25 protein-coding genes and 5 tRNA genes are annotated in these 24,539 nt (G+C 63.2%); 15 read left to right on the top strand and 15 right to left on the bottom strand.

Going from position 1 to position 24,539, the window contains the following annotated elements:
* Window positions 1-948 (top strand): 4-hydroxy-3-methylbut-2-enyl diphosphate reductase, encoded by a 948-nt coding sequence (gene ispH, locus K3F44_RS23010; RefSeq protein WP_101316204.1) that lies wholly within the window; start codon window positions 1-3, stop codon window positions 946-948.
* 8 nt (window positions 949-956) lie between these two features.
* Here ispH and K3F44_RS23015 read toward each other — a convergent pair whose 3' ends face one another.
* Window positions 957-1,415, bottom strand: coding sequence for a GspH/FimT family protein (locus K3F44_RS23015; RefSeq protein ID WP_259407011.1), 459 nt, complete (start codon window positions 1,413-1,415; stop codon window positions 957-959).
* A gap of 143 nt (window positions 1,416-1,558) precedes the next feature.
* On the opposite strand from K3F44_RS23015, the gene K3F44_RS24915 reads away from it, so the two are divergent.
* From K3F44_RS24915 to thiO, 5 genes are read left to right on the top strand one after another with little or no spacing between them, the layout of a single operon-like run.
* Window positions 1,559-1,909, top strand: coding sequence for a prepilin-type N-terminal cleavage/methylation domain-containing protein (locus K3F44_RS24915; protein ID WP_259407012.1), 351 nt, complete (start codon window positions 1,559-1,561; stop codon window positions 1,907-1,909).
* Window positions 1,906-2,559, top strand: a complete 654-nt coding sequence (locus tag K3F44_RS23025) for a PilW family protein (protein WP_220633031.1) — start codon at window positions 1,906-1,908, stop codon at window positions 2,557-2,559. The genes K3F44_RS24915 and K3F44_RS23025 overlap by 4 nt, the downstream gene beginning before the upstream one ends.
* Window positions 2,556-3,038 carry a hypothetical protein gene (locus K3F44_RS23030; protein ID WP_220633032.1) on the top strand — a complete coding sequence of 161 codons (483 nt, stop codon included), beginning with the start codon at window positions 2,556-2,558 and terminating at the stop codon, window positions 3,036-3,038. The genes K3F44_RS23025 and K3F44_RS23030 overlap by 4 nt, the downstream gene beginning before the upstream one ends.
* A gap of 1 nt (window position 3,039) precedes the next feature.
* Window positions 3,040-3,435, top strand: coding sequence for a type IV pilin protein (locus K3F44_RS23035; protein ID WP_101316213.1), 396 nt, complete (start codon window positions 3,040-3,042; stop codon window positions 3,433-3,435).
* 37 nt (window positions 3,436-3,472) lie between these two features.
* Complete coding sequence (thiO, locus tag K3F44_RS23040; RefSeq protein WP_150572770.1) at window positions 3,473-4,570, top strand: glycine oxidase ThiO; 1,098 nt, start codon at window positions 3,473-3,475, stop codon at window positions 4,568-4,570.
* A 34-nt stretch (window positions 4,571-4,604) separates the two neighbouring features.
* Here the strand turns inward: thiO and K3F44_RS23045 are convergent, their stop codons facing one another.
* The 10 genes from K3F44_RS23045 to K3F44_RS23090 form a co-directional block, all read right to left on the bottom strand.
* Window positions 4,605-6,014, bottom strand: coding sequence for an amidase (locus K3F44_RS23045; protein WP_150569973.1), 1,410 nt, complete (start codon window positions 6,012-6,014; stop codon window positions 4,605-4,607).
* A 1-nt stretch (window position 6,015) separates the two neighbouring features.
* Complete coding sequence (locus K3F44_RS23050; protein WP_259407013.1) at window positions 6,016-7,299, bottom strand: Zn-dependent hydrolase; 1,284 nt, start codon at window positions 7,297-7,299, stop codon at window positions 6,016-6,018.
* Between the two features lie 12 nt (window positions 7,300-7,311).
* Window positions 7,312-8,007: an ABC transporter ATP-binding protein gene (locus tag K3F44_RS23055; RefSeq protein ID WP_101316221.1), complete on the bottom strand. Its 696-nt coding sequence runs from the start codon at window positions 8,005-8,007 to the stop codon at window positions 7,312-7,314.
* Complete coding sequence (locus tag K3F44_RS23060) at window positions 8,007-8,759, bottom strand: ABC transporter ATP-binding protein (protein WP_101316223.1); 753 nt, start codon at window positions 8,757-8,759, stop codon at window positions 8,007-8,009. The genes K3F44_RS23055 and K3F44_RS23060 overlap by 1 nt, the downstream gene beginning before the upstream one ends.
* Window positions 8,759-9,766, bottom strand: a complete 1,008-nt coding sequence (locus K3F44_RS23065; RefSeq protein ID WP_101316225.1) for a branched-chain amino acid ABC transporter permease — start codon at window positions 9,764-9,766, stop codon at window positions 8,759-8,761. Before K3F44_RS23065 ends, K3F44_RS23060 begins: the two co-directional genes overlap by 1 nt.
* Before the next feature lie 2 nt (window positions 9,767-9,768).
* The gene (locus tag K3F44_RS23070; RefSeq protein ID WP_101316227.1) at window positions 9,769-10,629 is read right to left on the bottom strand and encodes a branched-chain amino acid ABC transporter permease; all 861 of its coding nucleotides are present in this window, start codon (window positions 10,627-10,629) and stop codon (window positions 9,769-9,771) included.
* A 60-nt stretch (window positions 10,630-10,689) separates the two neighbouring features.
* The gene (locus K3F44_RS23075; protein ID WP_101316229.1) at window positions 10,690-11,892 is read right to left on the bottom strand and encodes an ABC transporter substrate-binding protein; all 1,203 of its coding nucleotides are present in this window, start codon (window positions 11,890-11,892) and stop codon (window positions 10,690-10,692) included.
* Between the two features lie 90 nt (window positions 11,893-11,982).
* Window positions 11,983-12,747: a FadR/GntR family transcriptional regulator gene (locus tag K3F44_RS23080; RefSeq protein ID WP_101316231.1), complete on the bottom strand. Its 765-nt coding sequence runs from the start codon at window positions 12,745-12,747 to the stop codon at window positions 11,983-11,985.
* Window positions 12,748-12,938: 191 nt separating this feature from the next.
* Entirely contained in the window at window positions 12,939-13,163 is a 225-nt protein-coding gene (locus K3F44_RS23085; protein ID WP_220633033.1) for a PP0621 family protein, read from the bottom strand.
* 246 nt (window positions 13,164-13,409) lie between these two features.
* Entirely contained in the window at window positions 13,410-14,429 is a 1,020-nt protein-coding gene (locus K3F44_RS23090) for an outer membrane protein assembly factor BamD (RefSeq protein ID WP_101316235.1), read from the bottom strand.
* 148 nt (window positions 14,430-14,577) lie between these two features.
* On the opposite strand from K3F44_RS23090, the gene rluD reads away from it, so the two are divergent.
* From rluD to K3F44_RS23130, 8 genes are all read left to right on the top strand, one after another.
* Complete coding sequence (rluD, locus tag K3F44_RS23095; RefSeq protein WP_101316237.1) at window positions 14,578-15,540, top strand: 23S rRNA pseudouridine(1911/1915/1917) synthase RluD; 963 nt, start codon at window positions 14,578-14,580, stop codon at window positions 15,538-15,540.
* The gene (gene pgeF / locus K3F44_RS23100) at window positions 15,537-16,280 is read left to right on the top strand and encodes a peptidoglycan editing factor PgeF (RefSeq protein WP_101316239.1); all 744 of its coding nucleotides are present in this window, start codon (window positions 15,537-15,539) and stop codon (window positions 16,278-16,280) included. Before rluD ends, pgeF begins: the two co-directional genes overlap by 4 nt.
* Window positions 16,281-16,576: 296 nt before the next feature.
* Window positions 16,577-19,141: an ATP-dependent chaperone ClpB gene (gene clpB / locus K3F44_RS23105; RefSeq protein ID WP_101316241.1), complete on the top strand. Its 2,565-nt coding sequence runs from the start codon at window positions 16,577-16,579 to the stop codon at window positions 19,139-19,141.
* Between the two features lie 491 nt (window positions 19,142-19,632).
* Window positions 19,633-19,708, top strand: a tRNA-Asn gene (locus K3F44_RS23110).
* 3 nt (window positions 19,709-19,711) lie between these two features.
* A tRNA-Pro gene (locus K3F44_RS23115) sits at window positions 19,712-19,788 on the top strand.
* 6 nt (window positions 19,789-19,794) lie between these two features.
* Window positions 19,795-19,870, top strand: a tRNA-Lys gene (locus K3F44_RS23120).
* A 72-nt stretch (window positions 19,871-19,942) separates the two neighbouring features.
* A tRNA-Pro gene (locus tag K3F44_RS23125) sits at window positions 19,943-20,019 on the top strand.
* Window positions 20,020-20,025: 6 nt separating this feature from the next.
* A tRNA-Lys gene (locus tag K3F44_RS23130) sits at window positions 20,026-20,101 on the top strand.
* A gap of 50 nt (window positions 20,102-20,151) precedes the next feature.
* On the opposite strand, the gene K3F44_RS23135 is transcribed toward K3F44_RS23130, so the two are convergent.
* Entirely contained in the window at window positions 20,152-21,060 is a 909-nt protein-coding gene (locus tag K3F44_RS23135; RefSeq protein ID WP_220633034.1) for an EamA family transporter, read from the bottom strand.
* A gap of 110 nt (window positions 21,061-21,170) precedes the next feature.
* On the opposite strand from K3F44_RS23135, the gene K3F44_RS23140 reads away from it, so the two are divergent.
* Window positions 21,171-21,971, top strand: coding sequence for a helix-turn-helix domain-containing protein (locus K3F44_RS23140; RefSeq protein WP_181089066.1), 801 nt, complete (start codon window positions 21,171-21,173; stop codon window positions 21,969-21,971).
* A 49-nt stretch (window positions 21,972-22,020) separates the two neighbouring features.
* On the opposite strand, the gene K3F44_RS23145 is transcribed toward K3F44_RS23140, so the two are convergent.
* From K3F44_RS23145 to K3F44_RS23155, 3 genes are all read right to left on the bottom strand, one after another.
* Window positions 22,021-23,316 (bottom strand): NAD(P)/FAD-dependent oxidoreductase, encoded by a 1,296-nt coding sequence (locus tag K3F44_RS23145; protein ID WP_101316247.1) that lies wholly within the window; start codon window positions 23,314-23,316, stop codon window positions 22,021-22,023.
* 81 nt (window positions 23,317-23,397) lie between these two features.
* The gene (locus tag K3F44_RS23150; RefSeq protein ID WP_101316250.1) at window positions 23,398-23,571 is read right to left on the bottom strand and encodes a DUF3094 family protein; all 174 of its coding nucleotides are present in this window, start codon (window positions 23,569-23,571) and stop codon (window positions 23,398-23,400) included.
* A gap of 132 nt (window positions 23,572-23,703) precedes the next feature.
* Window positions 23,704-24,333 (bottom strand): DUF1780 domain-containing protein, encoded by a 630-nt coding sequence (locus tag K3F44_RS23155; RefSeq protein WP_101316252.1) that lies wholly within the window; start codon window positions 24,331-24,333, stop codon window positions 23,704-23,706.
* Window positions 24,334-24,539 lie beyond the last annotated feature (206 nt).

The raw sequence follows: 24,539 nt of genomic DNA on the forward strand, positions 1-24,539 counted from the left end.
ATGCAAATCAAACTCGCCAACCCTCGCGGCTTTTGTGCGGGGGTCGACCGGGCGATCGAGATCGTCAACCGTGCCCTGGAAGTGTTCGGCCCGCCGATCTACGTGCGTCACGAAGTGGTGCACAACAAGTTCGTGGTCGAAGACCTGCGCAACCGCGGGGCGATCTTCGTTGAAGAACTCGACCAGGTGCCTGACGACGTCATCGTCATCTTCAGCGCCCACGGCGTCTCCCAGGCTGTCCGCCAGGAGGCCGCAGGCCGTGGCCTGAAGGTGTTCGACGCCACCTGCCCGCTGGTGACCAAGGTCCACATCGAGGTGGCCAAGTACAGCCGCGATGGCCGTGAGTGCATCCTGATCGGCCACGCCGGCCACCCGGAAGTCGAAGGCACCATGGGTCAGTACGACGCCAGCAACGGTGGCTCCATCTATCTCGTCGAAGACGAGAAAGATGTGGCCAATCTGCAGGTGCGCGATCCTGATCACCTGGCCTTCGTTACCCAGACCACCTTGTCGATGGACGACACCAGCCGGGTTATCGACGCCCTGCGCGCGCGCTTCCCCAACATCGGCGGGCCGCGCAAGGACGATATCTGCTACGCCACTCAGAACCGCCAGGACGCGGTCAAGCAATTGGCTGATGAGTGCGATGTGGTGCTGGTGGTCGGCAGCCCGAACAGCTCCAACTCCAACCGCCTGCGCGAGCTGGCCGAGCGTATGGGCACTCCGGCGTACCTGATCGACGGCGCCGAGGACCTGCAGCAAAGCTGGTTCGACGGCATTGGCCGGGTGGGTGTCACTGCCGGTGCTTCAGCACCTGAAGTGCTGGTGCGCGGCGTGCTTGAGCAGCTCACGGCCTGGGGCGCAACCGGTGCCGAAGAGCTCGACGGGCGCCCGGAGAACGTGACCTTCTCGATGCCCAAGGAACTGCGGGTGCGCTCGCTGCTCTGAGCCAGCCCTCAGGGGCCTGCGCACAATGGCTCAACGGCCATGTCCGTGCGCAGGCGCACCCTGCCGCTGGGCGCCAGGACGATCTGGCGTGGTTGCCCGCCTTCTGCGTGTGGGCATATCTGCAAACGCCCGCCGTGAAACCCGCCGCTACCGCGCAACGGCACGCCCTGTGCGCTGAAGCGCACACCTTCAGCCAAGTTGCCAACGATCCGTACCCGCTGCGGTAAACGTTGCTCAGCCAGTAACAGCCCGCTATCCGCGTCCACCACGCGCCAACCCACTCCCCAGCCTGCCTCCAATGGCTCGACCCGCACGGCCTGCTGCTGCAACAAGGCCTGGCTACGTGCCGAGCGAAAGGCCTGGAGCAGCTGTTGCGCCGCTGCCGCCCGTTGCAAGTCCTGGCTGAGCGCGGTGTAGGACGGCGTCGCCAGCTGCGCCAGAACCGCGACCAGCGCGAGCGCCAACATCATTTGTATCAGTGTTGCCCCGTGTTGCCACACCGTGCATTCCTCCCTGGAAGTGCTTCGCTGTAGCTTCAGACACGGCGGACATGAGGTCCAGTCGGCCACTTGGCTGGCACATTGCGGGAAATTTCCCAAGGAGCGCATGGATGCGCAAAGGACAGCAGGGCATCACGCTGCTCGAGGTCGTGCTGGGCATGCTGGTGCTGGCACTTGGCCTGTTTGCGGCAGCGGCTTTACAGGTCAAGGCATTGCAGGCTACCGCCAGCGTTCGGCAGCACAGCCAGGCGACCTATCTCGCCCAGAGCCTGCTGGAGCAGGCGAGGGCGGGCGGGTCAGTGGAGGATTTAGGACAATGGCAGGCGCAGGTAAGGCTGGCCCTTGGCGCGCAGGCCGAGGGCTGGGTACGAAGTTCAGGGTCATCGCTGAAGGTCATCGTCGACTGGCCCGATGCGCGTGACCCGGAGCATCAGGGCGTAAGCCTGCAGGGCTGGCCATGAACGGCAGTCAGGCGGGTTTCAGCCTGCTCGAAGGGCTGCTCGCGCTGGCCTTGGGCTTGATGCTGCTGGCCGCAGCGAGCCAAGTGTTTGTCGCTACGGTGCAAGCCTGGCGCTTGCAGGGCGCGCTGGCGCAGCAGCAAGAGGATGCCCGCCTGGCGCTGCAACGGATCGCCCAGGATATCCGCATGACCGGTATGTTCGGCTGTTTGCGCTTGCACGCCAGCGACTTCGACTCACCCAGCGCAGCGGCCGCCTTTGCCAGGCCTGTGCAAATCAGCCAGGGCGGCGCACAACTGAGTCTGTTGGTGGGGCAGTTGCCCGGCAGCGGTAGCCGGGCCGACTGGACGGTGTTGAGTGATTGCCGCAGTTGGGCTCAGGTCACGGCCGACGTCCACGAGGGTGACGAGCAGACCCTGGCCTTGCCGGTCAGCCGCATCACCTACGAGCTGCGCGATGGCAGCCTGCGGGTGGTGCGCCGAGGCTCGCCGCAGGCTTTGATCGACAATGTGCGCAGCCTGCACGCTAACTTGGTAACGAACGCGCAGGGCCAGCGGGTCGACCTGCAACTAAGCCTGTTCGACCAGCGGCACGATCTCGAACAGCAGTACGCCATCAGCGTAGCTCTACGCAATCGGCTGCCAGAACAATGAAGCGCCAACGCGGCATGGTGCTGCTGACCGCTCTCATATTGAGCCTGCTGCTCGGTCTGCTCGCTGCCGCCGCCCTGCGCGAAGCAGTGCTGCAGACACGCATGGCCGGGCTTTTGCTGGCCAGCAGCCAAGCGCTGGAGCAGGCCGAGGCAGTCTTGCTGGAGGGCGCAGCGCGGCTCGCCGTGGCGCCACCCAACGAGTGCCAGCTCTGCTCGCCGCCAGCCGACTCCCATGACGTAAACGCCGCTGGTGGCGACTGGCAGGCAGCCGGGCAGGGCTGGTTCAACCTGCAGAACCTTGGCCAAAGCGACCGGCCCGCGCACCTGCCCGTGGGCACCCAGGCCACCCTCTACCGAGTGACCGCAGTCAGTCAGCAAACCCGCGCGCGGCGTGTGCTCGAAGCCGTATACGCGCAGCCCGTAGACCCGTCGCAGGCACTGCAAAGAATCCTTTGGCGGCAAAGAGTGCAGGAGCCATGACATGCAGCAAGGCCTGAGCCTGATCGAGTTGTTGATTGTCGTCGCCGTCAGCGGCATTCTGGCAGCCATTGCCTATCCCGCTTACAACGAACAATTGCGCCGCGCCGCTCGCAGTGAAGTGGTCGGCCTGCTGCACGACGCTGCGTTGCGCCTGGAGCGCCACCATGCGCGCAGCGGCCAGTACAGCGACACTGACCAGCATCAATTGAGCTTGCCCGCCGACAGCCGCTATTACCGCCTGCAGTTGCAACGCGATGACGCCAGCTTCCGCCTGCAGGCGCAGCGCTTGCCGACCGGTTTGATGGCGCAGGACCAGTGCGCTGACTATCAGCTCGATCAGGCGGGTGTGCGTAGCAACCCGGGCAGCCAGGACGCTGCGGGTTGCTGGAGCGGTTGACGGGGTAGCTCGGTTTTTTCAGGTATTGGATCGACAGATGAACAAGCAAGTAGTGGTTGTCGGCGGTGGCGTGATCGGCCTGCTGACTGCGCTCAACCTGGCAGCAAAGGTCGAGCGGGTGGTGGTGTGTGATCAAGGCGAAGTCGGCCGCGAGTCGTCGTGGGCCGGTGGCGGCATCGTCTCGCCGCTGTATCCGTGGCGCTACAGCCCGGCAGTCACGGCGTTGGCGCATTGGTCACAGGCGTTTTATCCACAGCTGGGCGAGCGCCTGTTCGCCAGCACCGGCGTCGACCCCGAGGTGCACGTCACCGGCCTGTACTGGCTGGACCTTGAGGACGAAGCCGAGGCGCTGGCGTGGGCGGTGCGTGAGCAGCGGCCGTTGACGGCTGTGGATATCTCGGCGGCATATGACGCCGTGCCGGGCCTCGGCGCCGGCTTCACACGGGCGATCTTCATGGCTGGGGTGGCCAATGTGCGCAATCCACGGCTGGTTAAGTCGTTGAAAGCAGCGCTGGCGGCTCTGCCCAATGTCACTCTGCGCGAGCACTGCCAGATCACCGGCTTTGCCCAGCAAGACGGGCGTATCAGCGGTGTGCACACGGCCGATGGGCTGCTCGAAGCCGATGACGTGGTGCTCAGCGCGGGCGCCTGGAGTGGTGACCTGTTGGCCACGCTGGGCCTGACCTTGCCGGTCGAACCGGTCAAGGGCCAGATGATCCTCTACAAGTGCGCCGAAGACTTTTTGCCGAGCATGGTTCTGGCCAAGGGCCGCTACGCGATCCCGCGGCGCGACGGGCATATCCTCATCGGCAGTACGCTGGAGCATGCCGGCTACGACAAGACCCCGACCGAGCAGGCACTGGAGAGTCTCAAGGCCTCCGCCGTTGAGCTGTTGCCCGGGCTTGCTGACGCCACGCCGGTGGCGCACTGGGCCGGTCTGCGTCCAGGCTCACCCGAGGGTGTGCCGTATATCGGCCCGGTGCCGGGGCATGCCGGGCTGTGGCTGAACTGCGGGCATTACCGCAACGGCCTGGTGCTGGCGCCGGCTTCGTGCCAGCTGTTTGTAGATTTGCTGACGGGCGTGGAGCCGATCATTGATCCCACCCCATATGCCCCGGCCGGGCGGCTGGCTTGAGATTTTGGGGCTGCAAAGTAGCCCCCGGCGCCCCTCAGCCGATAACCGGTGCCTGCAGATGGCGAGTCGGGTAATGCTGCTCGTACGCCTTGCACACCCGCAGCACCTGCTCATCGGCAAAGCGCCCGGCCACCACCTGCAGGCCCACCGGCAGCCCTTCGCGGGTGAAGCCACACGGCACCGAGGCTGCCGGTTGTTGGGTCAGGTTGAACGGGTAGCTGAACGGCGTCCACTCCATCCACTGCTCCAATCCCGACCCTGGCGGCACGTTGTGCCCGGCGGCAAACGCCACCAGCGGCATCATTGGCGACACCAGCACGTCGTAGCGCTGATGGAAGGCGTTCATCCGCGCCACCAGCTCAGCCCGTGCTTCCAGCGCTGCGGTGTACTGCTCGAGACTGATGGCCGCGCCTTGCTCGGCAATCCAGCGCAGGCCCGGATCGAGCAGCTCGCGCTGGGCTGACGTCAACTGGCTGGCCAGCCGCGCCGCGCCGGCGAACCACAGGGTATTGAAGGTTGCCAGCGGGTCGGCAAAACCTGGGTCGACTTCTTCGACCTGCGCCCCTAATCGCGCCAGGCGCTGCACTGCCTGAGCGGTCAGAGCCTGAATCTGCGGGTCGACGCTGACGTAACCGAAGTCGGCGCTGTAGCCGATGCGCAGCCCGCTCAAGTCCTGCTCTGCGGCCAGCCAGGGTCGCTGGCGCGGTGCTCCGGCGAGACCGTCGCGCGGATCGGGGCGAGCCACACAGTCGAGCATCAGCACAGCATCGTCGACCGTGCGCGTCATCGGCCCCAGGTGCGAGAGGATGGTCATGGCACTGGCCGGCCACTGCGGCACATAACCAAAGGTCGGTTTGATGCCGAAGGTGCCAGTGAACGCGCAGGGGATGCGGATCGAGCCGCCGGCATCGCTGCCCTGGTGCAACACGCCGAGATTGAGCGCCGCTGCCGCCGCCGCACCGCCCGATGAGCCGCCGGCAGTCAGGCGCGTATCCCACGGGTTGCGCGTGATGCCATACAGCGGGTTGTCGGTGACGCCCTTCCAGCCGAACTCAGGCGTGGTGGTCTTGCCCAGCAGCACCGCGCCGGCTTCGCGCATGAACCCGCTGAACGGTGCGTCGACGTCCCACGGCCCAGCTGCCGAAGACGTCAGCGAGCCCTTGCGGGTGGGCATGCCACGGGTCAGGGTCAGGTCCTTGATCGAGGTCGGCAGCCCATCCAGGCGGCCACAGGGCTCGCCGCGCTGCCAGCGCTGCTCGCTGGCGCGGGCGGCGGCGCGGGCGCCTTCGGCATCGACATGGCAGTAGGCGTTGACGGCCGGGTTGTGCTGGTCGATGCGGGTCAGCACGTCATCGATCACCTCGAGCGGAGACAGCTGGCGCCGTTGATACAGGTCGAGCAGCTCGACGGCGGTGAACTCGCCTATAGCGGTTTTGCCGGTCATCTCAATGGGCTCCCTGATTGGCGGCCTGGACCATTGCCCGCAGCAGTACATCACAGCCATCGGCCAGGTCCTGCGGCGCGGCGTTTTCGATTTCGTTGTGGCTGATGCCGCCTTCGCACGGCACGAAGATCATCCCCGCCGGGCCCAGCTCGGCGACGAAGATCGCATCGTGGCCAGCGCCGCTGACGATATCCAGATGGCTCAGGCCCAGCGCGACTGCGCCCTGGCGCACAGCGTCGACACACTGCTCGGCAAAATACAGCGGCGGGAAGTCAGCGGTTGGCGTCAGCTCGAAGCTCAGGCCATGCTTGGCCGTGGTGGCTTCGATCACCGCGCGCACCTCGGCGACCATCGCATCGAGCTGCTGCGGGTCGAGGTGACGCAGGTCGATGGTCATGTGCACCTGGCCGGGGATCACGTTGCGCGAGCCAGGATGCAGGCTCAGGCAGCCGACCGTGCCGCAGGCATGCGGTTGATGGGCATGGGCGATGCGGTTGACCGCGCTGACTACATCGGCGGCGCCGACCAGTGCATCCTTGCGCAGGTGCATCGGCGTAGGCCCGGCGTGGGCTTCGACGCCGGTCAACACCAGGTCGAACCACTTCTGCCCGAGGCAACCCTGCACCACGCCAATGGTGGTGCGCTGGTCTTCCAGCACCGGGCCTTGTTCGATATGCGCCTCGAAGTAGGCGCCGACCGCATGGCCGGTGGGCACACGCGGGCCGGCGTAGCCGATGCGCGTAAGCTCGGCGCCGACTGACAGGCCTTGCTCGTCGCGCTTGGCCAGGGTCTCGTCGAGGTCGAACTTGCCGGCAAATACTCCGGAACCCATCATGCATGGCGGGAAGCGCGACCCTTCTTCGTTGGTCCACACCACCACTTCCAGCGGTGCTTCGGTTTGCAGGCCGAGGTCGTTGAGGGTGCGGATCACCTCCAGCCCGGCCATCACCCCGTAGCAACCGTCGAACTTGCCGCCGGTGGGCTGGGTGTCGATATGGCTGCCGGTCATCACTGGCGCCAGGTCCGGGTTGCGCCCCGGACGGCGGGCGAAGATATTGCCGATGGCATCGACACTGACGCTGCAGCCCGCCTCGGTGCACCATTGCACGAACAGGTCGCGCGCCTGGCGGTCGAGGTCGGTCAGGGCCAGCCGGCACACGCCGCCCTTGGCGGTGGCACCGAGGCGGGCGAGGTCCATCAGCGACTGCCAGAGGCGCTCGCGGCTGATCAAGGCGCCCTGGCCGAGTGTTGCTTGCGTTGGATCGATAGGGTTTTGGCTGTTCATGGTCGATCTCCTTCAGGCGCTCAAGGCCAGGTAGCGGTTCTTGATGCTCGGGTCGGCGCGGAACTGCTCGGCGCTGCCCTGATAGGCCACGCGGCCTTGTTCCAGCACGTAGTGACGGTCGGCGAGGGCGTCGCAGACCTTGAGGTTCTGCTCGACCAGCAGGATCGACAGGCCTTCGTCCTTGATCCGCCGCAGGATCTTCACCAGTTCGTCGACGATCACCGGGGCCAGGCCTTCAGTCGGCTCGTCGAGGATCAGCAGCTTGGGCCCATTGAGCAGCGCGCGGGCAATCGCCAGCATCTGCTGCTCGCCACCGGACAGGGCAAAGCCGCTGTTGCGGCGACGTTCCTTGAGCCGCGGGAACATCGCGTAAACGTCCTCCAGCTGCCAGCGGCTGTGCTTGCGCGCGGCGATCTTGAGGTTCTCTTCGACGTCCAGCTGGCGGAAGATGCCGCGGTGCTCCGGCACCAGCGCGATGCCTTGGCGGGCGATGTCAAAGATCTCGCGACCGACCAGCGGCTGGCCATTGAAGTGAATCTGGCCCTGGCGCGGGCGGACGATGCCGAGAATGCTGCGCAGGGTGGTGGTTTTGCCGGCGCCGTTACGCCCGAGCAGGGTCACCAGCTCGCCGGCCTCGACCTTGAGCGAAACGCCCTCGAGCACATGGCTCTTGTCGTAGTAGGAATGGATCGATTCGACGCTGAGCATCAGGCGGCCTCTCCAAGGTAGGCGGTACGCACGCGTTCGTCGTTGCGCACCTGATCCGGGGTGCCTTCGACCAGGATCTGGCCGTGGCTCATGACGGTAATGCGTTGGCTGATCGACATGACGATGCTCATGTTGTGTTCGATCAGCAGCACGGTGTGGTCGCGGCCCAGGTCGCAGATCAGGTCGGTCATCACCGGGATGTCATCGATGCCCATGCCCGAGGTGGGCTCGTCGAGCATCAGCAAGGTGGGCTTGGCGCAGATCGACATGCCGACTTCCAGCACCCGCTGCTGGCCGTGCGACAGCTCGCCAGCGAGGGTCTCGGCGCGGCCGTTGAGCTTGAGCCGTTCGAGCACCTGGTCAGCGGTGTCCCAATGGCTGCGCTTGTGCTCGACGCTGCGCCAGAAGTTGAGCGCGCCAAGGCCATCGCGGCCCTGCGCGGCCAGGCGCAGGTTCTCGCGCACGCTTAGGTTCTGGAACAGGCTGGTGAGCTGGAACGAGCGCGCCATGCCCAGAGCGACGCGGCCGTGAGACGGTTTGCGGACGATGTCCTGGCCGTTGAGGAGGATCTTGCCGGCGGTGGCCTGGCGCTCACCGGTGAGGCAGTGGAACAAGCTGGTCTTGCCGGCGCCGTTGGGCCCGATCACGGTGTGGATGGTGCCGGCACGGACTTTCAGGTCGACGCCATCGACGGCATGGAACGGCCCGTAGGCCAGTTGCAGGTTGTGTGTTTCGAGGAGGAATTCGCTCATTACAGCTGCTCCTTGGTTTTGCCATCGACGGCAGGCGAAGGGCGCAGGCGCTTGGCCAGATCAGCCAGGCCACCCCACAGCCCACCGCGCATGAACACCACCACCAGAATCAGGATCACCCCCAGCAGCATCAGCCAGCGCGGCCACAGCTCCGACAGCACGTCCCCGAGCAGCACGATCGCGCCGGCGCCGAGCAACGAGCCGAACAGCGAGCCGGTGCCGCCGACGATGGTCATGATCAGGATGTTTTCACTCATCATCAGGTCGATGTTCGACAGCGGGGCAAAGTGCAGCAGCATCGCGTACAACGCCCCGGCGATACCGGTGATGGCGCCAGACAACATGAACACCAGGATCTTGAAGTGGCGAATGTCATAGCCGATGGCCGCAGCGCGGGTTTCGTTTTCGCGGATCGCCAGCAAGGTGCTGCCGAACGGTGAGCGGATCACCCGCAGGGCGCCGGCAAAGATCAGCAGGAACAGCACCGCGACAAACGCGTAGAAGTGGCGCGGGTCGGCAAGGTCGAGCAACACATGCCCGGCAACCGTGATGTTCGGCCGTGGCACGTCGAGCAGGCCGTTGTCGCCGCCGGTCCAGCCGCTCAGGGTGTAGGCCAGAAAGTACGCCATCTGGCTGAAGGCCAGGGTCAGCATGACGAAGTAGATGCCCTTGCGCCGAATCGCCAGCGCACCGACCAGCAAGGCCAGCAGCGCGCCGAACAGCGCCGCGCCAACCAGCGCGCCGAGCATGCCCCATTGCAGGTGGATCATCAGCAGCGCCGCGCCGTAGGCACCGGCACCAAAGAAGATGCCCTGGCCGAACGAGAGCAGGCCGGTGTAGCCCAGCAGCAGGTTGCAGGCCAGCGCGGCCAGGCCAAAGATCAGGATCTCGGTGGCGAGGGTGGTCGACGGCAGGATCAGCGGCAGGCCGATCAGGGTCACAAGCAGCAACAGCAGCAGCGCCGGGCCATGCCCTTTGGCCACGGCCAGTGGATTTTTCTCAGTCATGTTCATGCTCTCCCGAACAGGCCGTAGGGACGAACCAGGATCACCGCCGCCATCGCGCCGTAGATCATCAGGCTGGCGCCTTGCGGCCAGAGGCTGCTCATCATGCTTTGCACCACCCCGACCAGCAGGCCGCCAACCAGCGCACCGCCAAACGAGCCCATACCGCCGATCACCACCACGACGAAGGCGATGCCGAGAATCTCCGGGCCAACGAACGGCTGCGCCCCGCGCAGTGGCGCAAACAGCACCCCGGCCACGCCCGCCAGGCCAACGCCAAGGGCAAAGGTCAGCGAGAACAGGCGGAAGATGTTGGTGCCCAGCAGCGACACCGTCTCGGTGCTTTCACTGCCGGCTCGCACCAGGGCGCCGAAGCGGGTGCGCTCCAGCAGCAGCCACAGACCAAGGCCGATCAAGGCGGCGAAGCCGATCAGGAACAGGCGGTAATAGGGGTAGATGAAGTCGCCGATGATCAGCACCCCGCGCAGCTCTGGCGGCACCGCGATGTGCTTGCCGACCGGGCCCCAGATCAGCACCGAGGCTTCCTGGATGATCAGCGCGATACCAAGGGTGACGAGAATCTGGAAGGTGTGCGGCAAGTGGTAGATGCGCTTGATCAGCACCCGCTCAACCACCCAGGCCAGCGCGGCTACCGCCAGCGGCGCGATCAGCAGCGCCAGCCAGAAGTTGCCGGTCAGCGCCACGGCGGTGTAGCACAGGTAGGCACCCAGCAGAAAAAACGCACCGTGGGCGAAGTTGACGAAGTTGAGCAAGCCGAAAATGATTGTCAGGCCCACGGCAATGAGGAAGTAGATCATCCCCAGGCCAAGGCCGTTGAGCAGCTGGAACAGGTACAAATCGAGCATGAACGTGCCCTCTGCAGCGCGCCGCGCGCCTGCAATTTTGTCGAGTGGGAAGGCGTGGCGTCAGGCCAGGGCGCAACCGGTTTGAGAGACCTCGATGAACGAACGGCCGGCGTGCAGCACTTCGGCCAGGTCATCGTCATCACGCATCTGCGCTTGAGGTTTGCCGCGCAGCAGGTAGTAGTCCTTGAGCACCTGATGGTCACCCGGGCGGATCAGCTCGTCGCCGGTCGGGCCCTGGAAACTCATGCCCTGCAGGGCTTTGGACACTGCGGCGCCGTCGAGGCTGTTGGCCTTGATGATGGCTTCGAGCATGACCCGGGTGCCGATGTAGTCGGCCGCCAGCGGGTAATTGGGGTTGATGCCGTAGGCCTTGCGCGTGGCCGCGACCAGCTCGCGGTTGAGCGGGGTGTCGACCTGATGCCAATACTGCGCGCCGAGGTACACGCCTTCCAGTACATCGCTGCCCAGCTCCTGGAATTGATCGAGCCCGGCCGACCACACCAGCAGCACTTTCATCCGATCCTTGATGCCGAAGTTGACCGCCTGGCGCAGGGCATTGGATGACTGGCTGCCGAAGTTGAGCAGCACCAGTACGTCCGGCTTGGCGGCAATGGCGTTGGTCAGGTAGCCGGAGAACTCCTGCTCCTGCAGCGAGTGGTAGCTGTTGCCGATGTGTTCGATGCCGTGTTCGCTGAAGACCTTGCGTGCGTTGTCCAGCAGGGCATCGCCAAACACGTACTGCGGGGTGATGGTGTACCAGCGCTTGGCCTCGGGCAGCAGCTTGATCAGCGGCACCAGGGTTTCGCGAATGGCGCCGTAGGTCGGCACCGACCAGCGAAAGGTAGAGCTGTTGCAGTCCTTGCCGGTGATCTCGTCGGCTCCGACCGGGGTCATGAACACGCCGCCGGCCTTGTTGATTTCCTTCGACACCGCCAGCGCCGAGGACGACAGCGTGCAGCCTTGAAAGAACCGCGCTCCGTCCTGGCCGATGGCTTCCTGGACCTTGCGTACCGCCTTGCCGGCGTTGCCCTCGGTATCGATGACCTTGTACTTGAGCGGCTGGCCGAGCAGCTGCGGGTGCTCGGCAATCGCCAGGCGCGAGCCCATGTCGGCGTATTTGCCGTAACTGGCAAACGGCCCGGACATCGACTTGAGGCCATAGAATGTCAACGGTTGCTCGGCGAACACCCGCGACGCTCCCAACGGGAGGCTGCCGAGGGCGCCGAGGGCAAGGCCTGCTTTGAGCAGGGTACGTCTTTGCATGAGTAACTCCTTGTTTGTGGTTATTAGGCAGGAGTGGCAATGACAAAGCGGGTACGGCCGGGCCTGTGTGCAGGCCTCTGTCCAGGCGAATCAGTGGTTGTGGCTGAACTCCAGGAGGAAATTGCGGGCGACTTCGCCTTCCAGCGCAGTCATGTGGTGTTCGGCGTCGCACATGTGCTCGTGCATCAAGCGGCGCACGGCGGCTTCATCGTTGGCGCGCAGGGCGTCGAGCAGCTGCTTGTGGTAGTCGATGTTGGCCGCGGCGAACTGCTGGCGCTTGGGCAGGTAGGCTTTTTTCAGCACCACCAGGTCGCGCAGCAGGTCGTTGAGAAACACCGCCATGAAGCTCAGCAGCGGGTTGGCGCAGCGCCCGGCCAGCAGGGTATGAAACTCAAGCTCGGCCAAACGCTGCTCGCGCTGGCCTTCTTCGCTGTCTTCCGGGGTGCTGCAGAAATCGATGTTGGCTTGCAGCGCGGCGTAGTCGGCCTCGCTGAGGCGGCCCATCACTGAAACCGCCAGCTCGACCTCGATGACTTTGCGCAGTTGGTACACCTGCTCGCCATCCAGGTGCTGAAAATGCAGGTAGTTGCGCAGCGCACGGCTGGCCGGTTCGGTGCCGACTTCATTGAGGTAGGCGCCGCCGCTCGGGCCGGTGCGGGTGCTGACCAGGCCCTCGACCTCGAGCGCCTTGAGCGCCTCGCGGGCGGTGCCCTTGGAACATTCGAAGTGCTCCATCAACTCGCGCTCGGTCGGCAGCCGATCACCGGGGTGCAGCGCCTCGGTGACGATCGAGCGCTTGACCGACTCGACGATCATGTCCGACAGCTTCTGACGTTTGCGCTTGGGTTTGAGCATGCGGGCTATTTTTCATATTTATGCGGATAAATAGGATTTAGCGAATTTGCGGCCGAGGGGTCAAGAGTTGAGGCGGGGAGGGGGTCGTAAATGGAGCGGATGGGTCGGCTACGGGTATGTGTGTTCAGCGGGCGGGCATGAAAAAGCCGCTGTAACTGGGTTACAGCGGCTTCGCCGGAGCAGACCGTTGATCAGTCTTTCGGGCCTTGCTGCAGATGGGCTGGGCTGCAGTACCACTGATTGCCACGGTGCAGCGCCCGGTCATTGGGCAGGTGCACGCCGCAGTGCGCGCAGCGCACCATGGTCAGCGGGTCATCCAGGCGCTGCGCGGGGCGCGCCTGCTGGCTGAGCTTGAATTTGCGCCACAGCCAGAACGCGGCGGCGATCAGGGCGATCCAGAAAAGTAGGCGAACCATGGTGTCCAGCTTGGTCGAGGAGAAGAGCCGACAGTCTAGGACGCGGGCAAAAAAAAAGGGAGGCCTTGGGCTTCCCTTTCTTTTTTGTTTTTCCGACATCGTGCTTGCTGTGTGTAGGAGCGGCCTTGTGTCGCGAAAGGCCTGCGCAGCGGGCCCAGCAATTCTGCGGCGCTGCGTAGATCGTGGGGCCGCTGCGCAGCCCTTTCGCGACACAAGGCCGCTCCTACAAGGGCAGCCTGTATCAAATCAATCAAACAGACCGAAGGTCGCGTAGCTGAACCACGAACGGCTCTCTTCGGCTTCTTTCGGACCGGCCGGCAGAATCGGATCACCGTCTTCATCTTTAGGCAGCAAGTCTTGCGGAATCTCCGAACGGGCATCCTTGAACTGGCGAACCACGTCCTGATTGGCGCGGGTCTCACCTGGCGGCAGCGGCGTGTCGGTCTCGATCAGGCCCAGGGTCGCCTTGGACAGCCACGAACGCTGATCACCATCAGCTTGCTTGGGCTCGAAGCTGCCGTCGACCAGGCTTGGGTGATCTGGGTAGTTGAGCTTGAGGGTTTCCAGGCTGGTATTGGCCAGCTCGTCCAGGTGCAGATGCTGGTAAGCCTCGACCATCACCGCCAGGCCGTCACCGACCGATGGGGTTTCCTGGAAGTTCTCGACCACGTAACGGCCACGGTTGGCCGCAGCGACATAGGCCTGGCGGCTCATGTAGTAGTCGGCAACGTGGATTTCATAGGCGGCCAGCAGGTTGCGCAGGTAGATCATGCGCTGCTTGGCGTCAGGCGCGTAGCGGCTGTTGGGGAAGCGGCTGGTCAGCTGGGCGAACTCGTTATAGGAGTCGCGGGCAGCGCCCGGGTCACGCTTGGTCATGTCCAACGGCAGGAAGCGCGCCAGCAGGCCACGGTCCTGGTCGAACGAAGTCAGGCCCTTGAGGTAATAGGCGTAGTCGACGTTCGGATGCTGCGGGTGCAGCCGGATGAAGCGCTCGGCAGCCGACTTGGCAGCCTCTGGCTCAGTGTTCTTGTAGTTGGCGTAGATCAGCTCGAGCTGGGCCTGGTCGGCGTAACGGCCGAACGGATAGCGCGATTCCAGGGCCTTGAGCTTGTTGACGGCACTGGTGTAGCTCTTGTTGTCCAGGTCGGCCTGCGCCTGCTGGTACAACTCGGCTTCGCTGAGGTTCTCGTCAATCACTTCCTTGTTCGAGGAACAGGCAGCGGTAAGCCCGAGGAGGGCGATCAGCAGCAGGTGTTTCACTTGCATGGCGGCTTGCGTCCTTTGACGGCCGCTGTCTTGGGCGGTGCCGTCCTGTTATGATGAGCGCCCCCGGGTTGACCCCAGGGCAAAAGAAGCCGTATTTAACCACAAGCGCGCAGTTGAAACCAAAGGCTGTGCGCCAGCCGAATCGAGCATGTCCGAGATCATCCAACTTAGCGAAGAGGTCCCGTCCGAAATGGGCGGCCAGCGCCTCGACCAGATCGCCGCCCAACTGTTCGGCGAGTACTCGCGTTCGCGCCTGACCACCTGGATCAAGGACGGCCGTCTGACGGTCGACGGTCAAGTCGTGCGTCCACGCGATCCGGTCTATGGCGGTGCCAAGCTGGTCCTTGAGGCCGAGCAGGAAGCCCAGGGCGAGTGGATCGCCCAGGACATCCCGTTGAACATCGTCTACGAAGACGAGCAGATCCTGGTGATCAACAAGCCTGCCGGGCTGGTTGTCCACCCGGCTGCCGGGCATGCCGATGGCACCCTGCTCAATGCCTTGCTGCACCACGTGCCAGACATCGTCAACGTGCCGCGTGCGGGCATTGTCCACCGCCTGGACAAAGACACTACCGGCCTGATGGTGGTGGCCAAGACCCTGCAGGCGCAGACCAAGCTGGTCGAGCAGATGCAGAGCCGCAGTGTCAGCCGCATCTACGAGTGCATCGTGATTGGCGTGGTCACCTCCGGTGCCACCATCAACGCCCCGATCGGCCGCCACGGTGGCTCGCGTCAGCGCATGGCGGTGACCGAGACCGGCAAGCCTGCCGTCAGTCACTACCGCGTGCTCACCCGCTTCCGTTCGCACACCCATGTGCGGGTCAAGCTGGAGACCGGCCGTACGCACCAGATCCGCGTGCACATGGCCCACGTCGGCTATCCGCTGATTGGTGATCAGACCTACGGCGGTCGCTTCCGCATCCCGCCTGCGGCCGAGCCGGAAATGGTCACTGCGCTGAAGACCTTCCCGCGTCAGGCCCTGCACGCACGCTTCCTCGCCCTCGATCACCCGCTCACGGGTGAGCGGATGCAATGGAAGTCGGCCCTGCCGGAAGACTTCGTCGGCTTGCTGGAGCTGCTCCAGGAAGACCGCGACAGCTTTATCGGATGAACGGTCTGACGCAGTTGCTGCGCCCTGATTGGCCAGCCCCGGCCACGGTGCGCGCCTGCGTCACCACCCGTGCGGGTGGCATCAGCCTGCCGCCGTACGACAGCTTCAACCTCGGCGATCATGTCGGCGACGACCCGGCTGCCGTCAGTGAAAACCGCCGACGCCTCAGTGAGCAATTCGACATTCATCCCGCCTGGCTCAAGCAAGTCCACGGCGTGGTGGTGGCTGACGCTGACCCGGCGCAGGTGATGGAAGCCGATGCGAGCTGGACCGACCAGGCGCACATTGCCTGTACGGTGATGACCGCCGACTGCCTGCCAGTGTTGTTCTGCGATCGCGCCGGTACCCGCGTTGCCGCAGCCCATGCCGGCTGGCGCGGGCTGGCGGGCGGCGTGCTCGAGGCTACCCTTGAGCGCCTGGCAGTGCCGGCCGATCAGGTGCTGGTCTGGCTCGGCCCGGCCATTGGCCCGAGCGCATTCGAAGTAGGCGAAGAAGTCCGTGACGCCTTCACTGCCGAGCACCCGCAAGCCGCCGAGGCATTCGTGCCGGGTGAGCGTCCGGGCAAACTGCTGGCCGACATCTACCAGCTGGCACGCATCCGCCTCGCGGCGCGCGGCGTCACAGCTGTTTACGGTGGTGGCCTGTGCACGGTCAGCGACCCACGCTTCTATTCCTATCGGCGCACCCCGCAGGGTGGGCGCTTCGCTTCGCTGGTTTGGCTCGATCCGCTCTGCGTCTGATTTGAGAGCGCCGGGGCTGCGTTGCAGCCCTTTCGCGACACAAGGCCGCCCCTACAGGGGACCGCGTTCTACCTGTAGGAGCGGCCTGGTGTCGCGAAAGGGGCGCAAAGCGCCCCAGCATTGCCAGCTCCTCATGCAGTCATCGTTCTTGTAGGACATTCCCGTAACTGATCTCGATCAACCCCGCTAAGCTTGAAACTCCCAGAATAAGCCTTATCTATTAGTCATCTCTGGCAGGTTTTCTTCATCAGGTGTGTCCATCGCTCCGGCCTGCCCTTATTTAGGAAGGTATCCCCATGCGAATAGACCGATTAACCAGCAAACTGCAATTAGCGTTATCTGACTCGCAATCCCTGGCGGTGGGCATGGACCACCCGGCCATCGAGCCGCTGCACCTGCTGCAAGCACTGATCGACCAGCAAGGTGGTTCGATCAAGCCGCTGTTGATGCAGGTCGGCTTTGACGTCAACAGCCTGCGCAAGGCGTTGAGCAAAGAGCTCGACCAGCTGCCGAAAATCCAGAACCCGACCGGCGACGTCAACATGTCGCAGGACCTGGCGCGCATGCTCAACCAGGCCGACCGTCTGGCCCAGCAGAAGGGTGACCAGTTCATCTCCAGCGAACTGGTGCTGCTGGCGGCCATGGACGAGAACAGCAAGGTCGGCAAGCTGCTGCTCGGCCAGGGCGTGAGCAAGAAGGCCCTGGAAAACGCCATCAATAACCTGCGTGGCGGTGCGGCCGTCAACGACGCCAACGTCGAAGAGTCGCGTCAGGCCTTGGACAAGTACACCGTCGACCTGACCAAGCGTGCCGAAGAAGGCAAGCTTGACCCGGTGATCGGCCGTGACGACGAAATCCGCCGCACCGTGCAGGTATTGCAACGCCGGACCAAGAACAACCCGGTGCTGATCGGCGAGCCTGGCGTGGGTAAAACCGCCATCGCCGAAGGCCTGGCCCAGCGCATCATCAATGGCGAAGTGCCGGACGGCCTTAAAGGCAAGCGCCTGCTCGCCCTGGATATGGGTGCGCTGATCGCTGGCGCCAAGTACCGCGGCGAATTCGAAGAGCGCCTCAAAGGCCTGCTCAACGAGCTGTCCAAGCAGGAAGGGCAGATCATTCTGTTCATCGACGAGCTGCACACCATGGTTGGCGCCGGTAAAGGCGAGGGCGCCATGGACGCCGGTAACATGCTTAAACCGGCACTGGCCCGTGGCGAGCTGCACTGTGTTGGCGCCACTACGCTCAACGAGTACCGCCAGTTCATCGAGAAGGACGCGGCGCTCGAGCGACGCTTCCAGAAGGTGCTGGTCGAGGAGCCAAGCGAGGAAGACACCATCGCCATCCTGCGCGGCCTGAAAGAGCGCTATGAAGTGCACCACAAGGTGGCCATCACCGACGGTGCGATCATTGCCGCGGCCAAGCTCAGCCACCGCTACATCACCGATCGCCAGCTGCCGGACAAGGCCATCGACCTGATCGACGAAGCGGCCAGCCGCATCCGTATGGAGATCGACTCCAAGCCTGAAGTGCTCGACCGTCTCGACCGTCGTCTGATTCAGCTCAAGGTCGAATCCCAGGCGCTGAAAAAAGAAGAAGACGAGGCGGCGAAAAAACGCCTCGAGAAGCTTCACGAAGAAATCCAGCGGCTGGAGCGCGAGTACTCCGACCTGGAAGAGATCTGGCAGTCGGAAAAAGCCGAAGTACAGGGCTCGGCGCAGATCCAGCAAAAGATCGAGCAAGCCCGTCAGGAGCTTGAAGCTGCCCGCCGCAAAGGCGACCTGAGCCGTATGGCCGAGCTGCAGTACGGGGTGATCCCGGACCTGGAGCGCAGCTTGCAGATGGTCGACCAGCACGGCAAGAGCGAGAACCAGCTGCTGCGCAACAAGGTCACCGAGGAAGAGATCGCCGAAGTGGTCTCGAAGTGGACCGGCATCCCGGTGTCGAAGATGCTCGAAGGCGAGCGCGACAAGTTGCTGAAAATGGAAGCGCTGCTGCACCAGCGCGTGATTGGCCAGCACGAGGCCGTGACCGCCGTGGCCAACGCGGTGCGCCGTTCGCGGGCCGGGCTGTCTGACCCGAACCGGCCAAGTGGTTCGTTCATGTTCCTTGGCCCGACTGGCGTGGGTAAGACCGAGCTGTGCAAGGCCTTGGCCGAGTTCCTGTTCGACACCGAAGAGGCCATGGTGCGTATCGATATGTCCGAGTTCATGGAGAAACATTCCGTGGCTCGCCTGATCGGTGCTCCACCAGGCTATGTAGGTTACGAAGAGGGCGGGTACCTGACCGAAGCCGTGCGCCGCAAGCCGTACACAGTGTTGCTGCTGGACGAGGTCGAGAAGGCCCACCCGGATGTATTCAACGTGCTGCTGCAAGTGCTTGAAGACGGTCGCCTGACCGACAGCCATGGCCGTACGGTGGACTTCCGCAACACGGTCATCGTGATGACCTCCAACCTCGGCTCGGCACAGATCCAGGAGTTGGTCGGCGACCGTGAGGCGCAGCGTGCGGCGGTAATGGACGCGGTGGGTAACCACTTCCGGCCGGAGTTCATCAACCGGATCGACGAGGTGGTGGTGTTCGAGCCGCTGGGCCGTGAGCAGATCGCCGGTATCACCGAGATCCAGCTGGGCCGTCTGCGCAGCCGTCTGGCCGAGCGCGAGCTGTCGCTGGAGCTGAGCCCGGAGGCGATCGACAAGCTGATCGCGATTGGCTACGACCCGGTGTATGGCGCACGTCCACTGAAGCGCGCGATCCAGCGCTGGATCGAAAACCCGCTGGCGCAGTTGATCCTGGCAGGGCAGTTCATGCCGGGGACGACGATTACCGCCAAGGTCGAAGGCGAAGAAATAGTCTTCGAATAAAAAATAATCTTGAGCCCCGCACGTGCGGGGCTTTTTTTTGAAAATTTTCTGGGTTTTTTTACCCAAAAACAGCTTTGACCCTGAGAACAACGCCTGCCACGACGATTATTCTGCCCATCCCGAAGCGAGATTCAGCAGCGTTTTCTGCCCTCCAGTTGGCTCGTAGGGCGCTCGTAAGCTACTGATAATCCCGGCAAAACCCCCAATTTACGGGGGCTCGCGGCAAGCCCGTAAAATTATTGAAATTTATGCTTGCATCTAAAATCGAGTGCTCCTAATATACGCCCCGCTGTCAGCCACTAAGCAGATCGCCAGCGGTAACGACGATCTGAAAACAGTTTGCAAATCAGTAAGTTGAATGCAAATTGGGGGTTGACAAGCAAAACGAAGGATGTAGAATAGCCGGCCTCAGAGACGCAAACGCAGAAATGCAGAGTGTTGAAGGGATCGAAGCTTAAACAGCCTTCGAGATCGGAAGATCGAAGTTTAGTTCCGCGATAGCTCAGTCGGTAGAGCAAATGACTGTTAATCATTGGGTCCCTGGTTCGAGTCCAGGTCGCGGAGCCATTTCGGGGTGTAGCGCAGTCCGGTAGCGCGCCTGCTTTGGGAGCAGGATGTCAGGAGTTCGAATCCCCTCACCCCGACCATTTTCCGGGTCGTTAGCTCAGTTGGTAGAGCAGTTGGCTTTTAACCAATTGGTCGTAGGTTCGAATCCTACACGACCCACCAGTAAGATAAGGGTACCTCGACTGAGGTGCCCTTTTTCTTCGTCTAGTGTTTGCTTTTGTACAGTTTCACTTTCGGGGTGTAGCGCAGTCCGGTAGCGCGCCTGCTTTGGGAGCAGGATGTCAGGAGTTCGAATCCCCTCACCCCGACCATATTCCGGGTCGTTAGCTCAGTTGGTAGAGCAGTTGGCTTTTAACCAATTGGTCGTAGGTTCGAATCCTACACGACCCACCATGCAAGAGAAGGGCACCTCGACTGAGGTGCCCTTTTTCTTTGTCTGAATTTTATCTCTGCAGGTTTTCCCGCCTGCCCCCGCCACCTTGCCGACCTGCCTGCACAGCCTTTCCAGGGCGTGCTCCGACGGCGAGCGCCAGCAAGATCAGCAGCATCGACGCCAACCCCAATGTACTTGGCCATTGCCCCAGTATCAGCATCGAACTGACGATGCCGAACAGCGGGATCAGCAGCGACAGCGGTGCTACCTGTGATACAGGGTATTCGCGTAGCAGCAGGTTCCAGCCCCAGTAGCAAAACAGCGTCGCGCCGTATACCTGAAACGCCAGCGAAAACAAGGTAAACCCGTGCAACTGGGCCGGCAGCGCGGTGAATGGTGCTGAGCCGTGTGCAAGCCAGGTCAGCACTAATAGCGGGATTGGCGGGAACAGGCTGGCCCAGACCACAAAAGCAAAGATTTCCTGCACCTTCGACTTTTTGATCAGTACATTGCCGATGCTCCAGGCCAGGGCGCTGGCGATTACCAGCGCTAAACCGACAGTGCTGACGGTGCCTGAGCCATCCACCAGCACGCCGAACAGGCCAAGAGCCGCCAGGCATATGCCGATCAGTTGTGGTCGATTCAGGCTTTCGCCAAACCACAATACGCCCCAGCCCAGGGTGAAAAACGCACTCAGCTGAATCAGCAGCGAGGCACTGCCAGGTGGTACGCCCAAGGCGATGCCCTTGTTGATAAGCGCCCACATGGCCACGCCGAAGATCAAGCCGTAGCCGGCCAGCCAGCGAAACCTTACCTGCGGCCGCTTGACCACGAATACCCAAGGCAGGGCGGCAAGGCTGAAGCGCAGCGCGGTCAGCAGCAGCGGATCGATCTCGGCCAGGCCGAGCTTGGTGATGGGGAAGTTCAACCCCCAGATGGCCGTGACCATGACGGCCAGGCACAGGTGCTTTTTCTGCATTGTCAGACTTTCCCCGGAACAACGAGCGCACAGGCGCGAGAGCGGGAAATATGCGAGAAATGGCGCTGGCCTGCTTTCAGCTTGAGGCCAACTATCATTAAAATCAGGCCATGAAAGAATCTCTCGGTCTTGATCCTTACCAGAACGTCCCGCGTGATGCGGTGGTGACGGTGCGTGATTACGCCGACGGCCAGGTATTTGCCGCGCACAGCCATCAGCGCGGGCAGTTTGCCTACGCCTCATGTGGCGTCATCACCGTGTTTACCGACAGGGGTAATTGGGTGGTGCCGCCCCAGCGGGCTATCTGGGTGCCGGCGCGGCTGGGTCATGCCATGCACATGCGTGGCCCGGTCACCATGCTCAACACCTATATCCGCGAGCCTGCTGCACTGGCTTTGGGCTTGCCGGAGGAGTGCCAGGTGTACGGTGTATCTGCACTGCTACGGCAGTTGCTGGACAAGGCGATTGAGGTCCCTGCGCTGTATGCCGCAGAGGGGCGTGATGGCCACCTGATGGGCCTGTTGTTGCATGAGATCGCCGCCATGCCGGCGCTGTCGCTGAATGCGCCACTGCCGCAAGAGCCGCGGCTGGCGCAGGCCTGCCGCGAGTTTCTCGAGCAGCCTTCACTGGAGGTCGGCATTGATGCCATGGCCCAGCGCACGGCCATGAGCCGGCGCACGTTCACCCGCCTGTTCAGGGCGCAGACCGGCATCAGCTTCATCGAATGGCGGCAACAGGCTTGCCTGCACGCGGCGGTGATCAGGTTGGGCAACGGCGAGCCAGTCACGCAGGTGGCAATAGCGCTTGGCTACAGCAGCTCAAGTGCCTTTGCGACTGTTTTCAAGCGGGTGTTGGGCGAGGTGCCGAGCCGTTATATGGCGGAGTCAGCAAGCGGCAGGAGAGGCGGTTAGCGAGGCGTAGCCACCGGGGCCGCATGGCTGCGGCCCGGCAGTTTTTACATCAGTGCAGCTTGAGTCGCGGTTCGGTGCCGCGGCCGATCTTGCTGCCAATCATCAGCATCGCCGTACGGAACGCGCCATACAGCGCCATCTGGTGCATGCGGTACAGCGACACATAGAACATCCGCGCCAGCCAGCCTTCCAGCATCACGCTGCCGGTCAGGTTACCCATCAGATTGCCCACTGCCGAGAAGCGCGACAGCGAGACCAGCGAGCCGTAATCCTTGTAGGCATAGGTTGGCAGCGGCTTGTTGTCGAGGCGGGCTTTCAGGCTCTTGGCCAGCATCGAGGCCTGCTGGTGCGCAGCCTGCGCGCGAGGCGGCACATTGCGGTCGCTGCCCGGTTGTGGGCATGCAGCGCAGTCGCCAAAGGCGAAGATATCGTCATCCAGTGTGGTCTGCAGGGTAGGGCGCACCACCAGCTGGTTGATCCGGTTGCTTTCCAGGCCGTCGATATCCTTGAGGAAGCCCGGCGCGCGAATACCTGCCGCCCACACTTTGAGGCTGGCCTGGATGACTTCGCCGGAGGCGGTTTTCAGGCCATCTTCGGTCACTTCACTGACCGAGGCGTTGGTCAGCACCGTTACCCCGAGTTTCTCCAGGGTCTTGTGCACTGGCACGCTGATGCGCTCAGGCAATGCCGGCAACACCCGCGGGCCGGCTTCGATCAGTGTGATGTGCATGTCTTGCGGCTGAATCTTGTCCAGGCCGTAGGCGGCCAGCTCGTGCGCGGCGTTGTGCAGCTCAGCGGCCAGCTCGACGCCCGTGGCGCCGGCACCGACAATGGCCACGCTGATTTTTTCGCCCGCTGCATTACCGGCATGGGCGCGCAGGTAGTGATTGAGCAGCTGCTGATGGAAGCGCTCGGCCTGCTTGCGGCTGTCGAGGAACAAGCAGTGCTGCGCCGCGCCCAAGGTACCGAAATCATTGGTATTGCTACCAACTGCAATTACCAGGGTGTCGTAGCCCAGGGTGCGCGCTGGCAGCAGCTCGCGGCCGTCTTCATCGAGGGTGGCCGCCAGCTGGATCTGCTTGCTCTCACGCTCCAGGCCACTCATGCGGCCGAGCTGGAAGTTGAAGTGGTTCCATTTGGCCTGGGCGACGTAGTTGAGCTCGTCTTCCGAAGAGTTCAGCGAGCCGGCCGCCACTTCGTGCAGCAGCGGTTTCCAGATGTGGGTCAGGTTGGCGTCGACCAGGGTGATTTCGGCCCTTTTGCTCTTGCCCAGGCTTTTACCCAGGCGGGTCGCCAGTTCCAGGCCGCCGGCGCCGCCGCCGACAATCACGATGCGATGTGTCATGGAGATATCTCATAAGGTTAAACGAATGCTTGGCCCTGAGGGCCGGCGTCGTGGCCGAGGGGAGGGCGAGCGCAACGCAGCTCATAGCACCAGTCCACTCAACAAACGACTCAAGAGGCCCAGACCGATGGTCACTGCCACCACCAGCGCCAGGAGCAGCCATGGCCGAAAAGGTCTGCGCTCGACTTGGTGCTGAGGGGCTTTGAGATACTCATCGACGCGACGCTGATCTTCAGGATTCAGGCGGCTGGTCATGGTGGGCCTCGTCAGATAGACGCTTGAGACTGCACGAACGCTACAGGGTTCGTGCACCAGGCAGCAACGAATGATAATACTTTCTGTGTATGCCGCCGAGTTTACGCCGCTGCAAAGACTCTCGGCACTGGATCAAAGACTGATCCCGACATCGAAAACGATACTGCGTCCCAGGTTACCGCGCAGAAAATCCGGCGCGTCCGGGTGGGCGAACAGCACTCGGGCAAAGGTTGGTCCGACCAGCGACAACGACCGCCAGCCCTGGCGCAGGTATTCGGTCGGCGGCGGGAAATGGCTGTTCAGGTCGAGCACTTCACGCTTGAGGCTGGCAAAAGCGATGATATCCAGCTCGTTCAGCTCCAGGCCGCGCTCGCGGTAATTGTGGGCTTTCTTGCGCAAGGTTGGTGCCAGGCGCAGCAGCAATTCCTGCGCGCTGATGCGTCTGGGCCGGGCTTCGCGGCGTACCAGCTGGCTCAGCGAGAAAGCACTGCGCCGCCGTTGCAGCTCTTCGCGCCACTCGTCATTCAGCCGCCGACCCTCATCTAGCACGAAAAATACCTCGAATGCCGCGTCGCGAAACAGCACGTCCGGCGGTTCCTGCCCGGCGGGGGTGAAGTCTTCGTTGCGGTAGGGAATGTTCAGCCCCTGCAGCAGGCGCTGGCAGACCCAACGCTCGCGTTCCCATTTGCGGGCATTGGACAGAAAGGCATTGGCCTGTTCGGCCTGGATAGTAAGCAGGCGCAGGTAATCTGAGTCATCCATGGCTCAAGCTTAGCCGCTAATCTGTGAAGGTAAGATGTTGTTTACCGATGTAAATCAGCCCACCTCCAGGTCAACGCGGTCCCGTAGGAACGGCCTTGTGTCGCGAAAGGCCAGCGAAGCTGGCCCGGCGATATCAGCGGCGAAGCTGAAAATGTGGGGCCGCTGCGCAGCCCTTTCGCGACACAAGGCCGCTCCTACGCCGAGCG

Origin of the sequence: Pseudomonas sp. S07E 245 (assembly GCF_019599025.1) — a bacterium.
GTDB classification, from domain to species: Bacteria; Pseudomonadota; Gammaproteobacteria; order Pseudomonadales; family Pseudomonadaceae; genus Aquipseudomonas; species Aquipseudomonas shirazensis.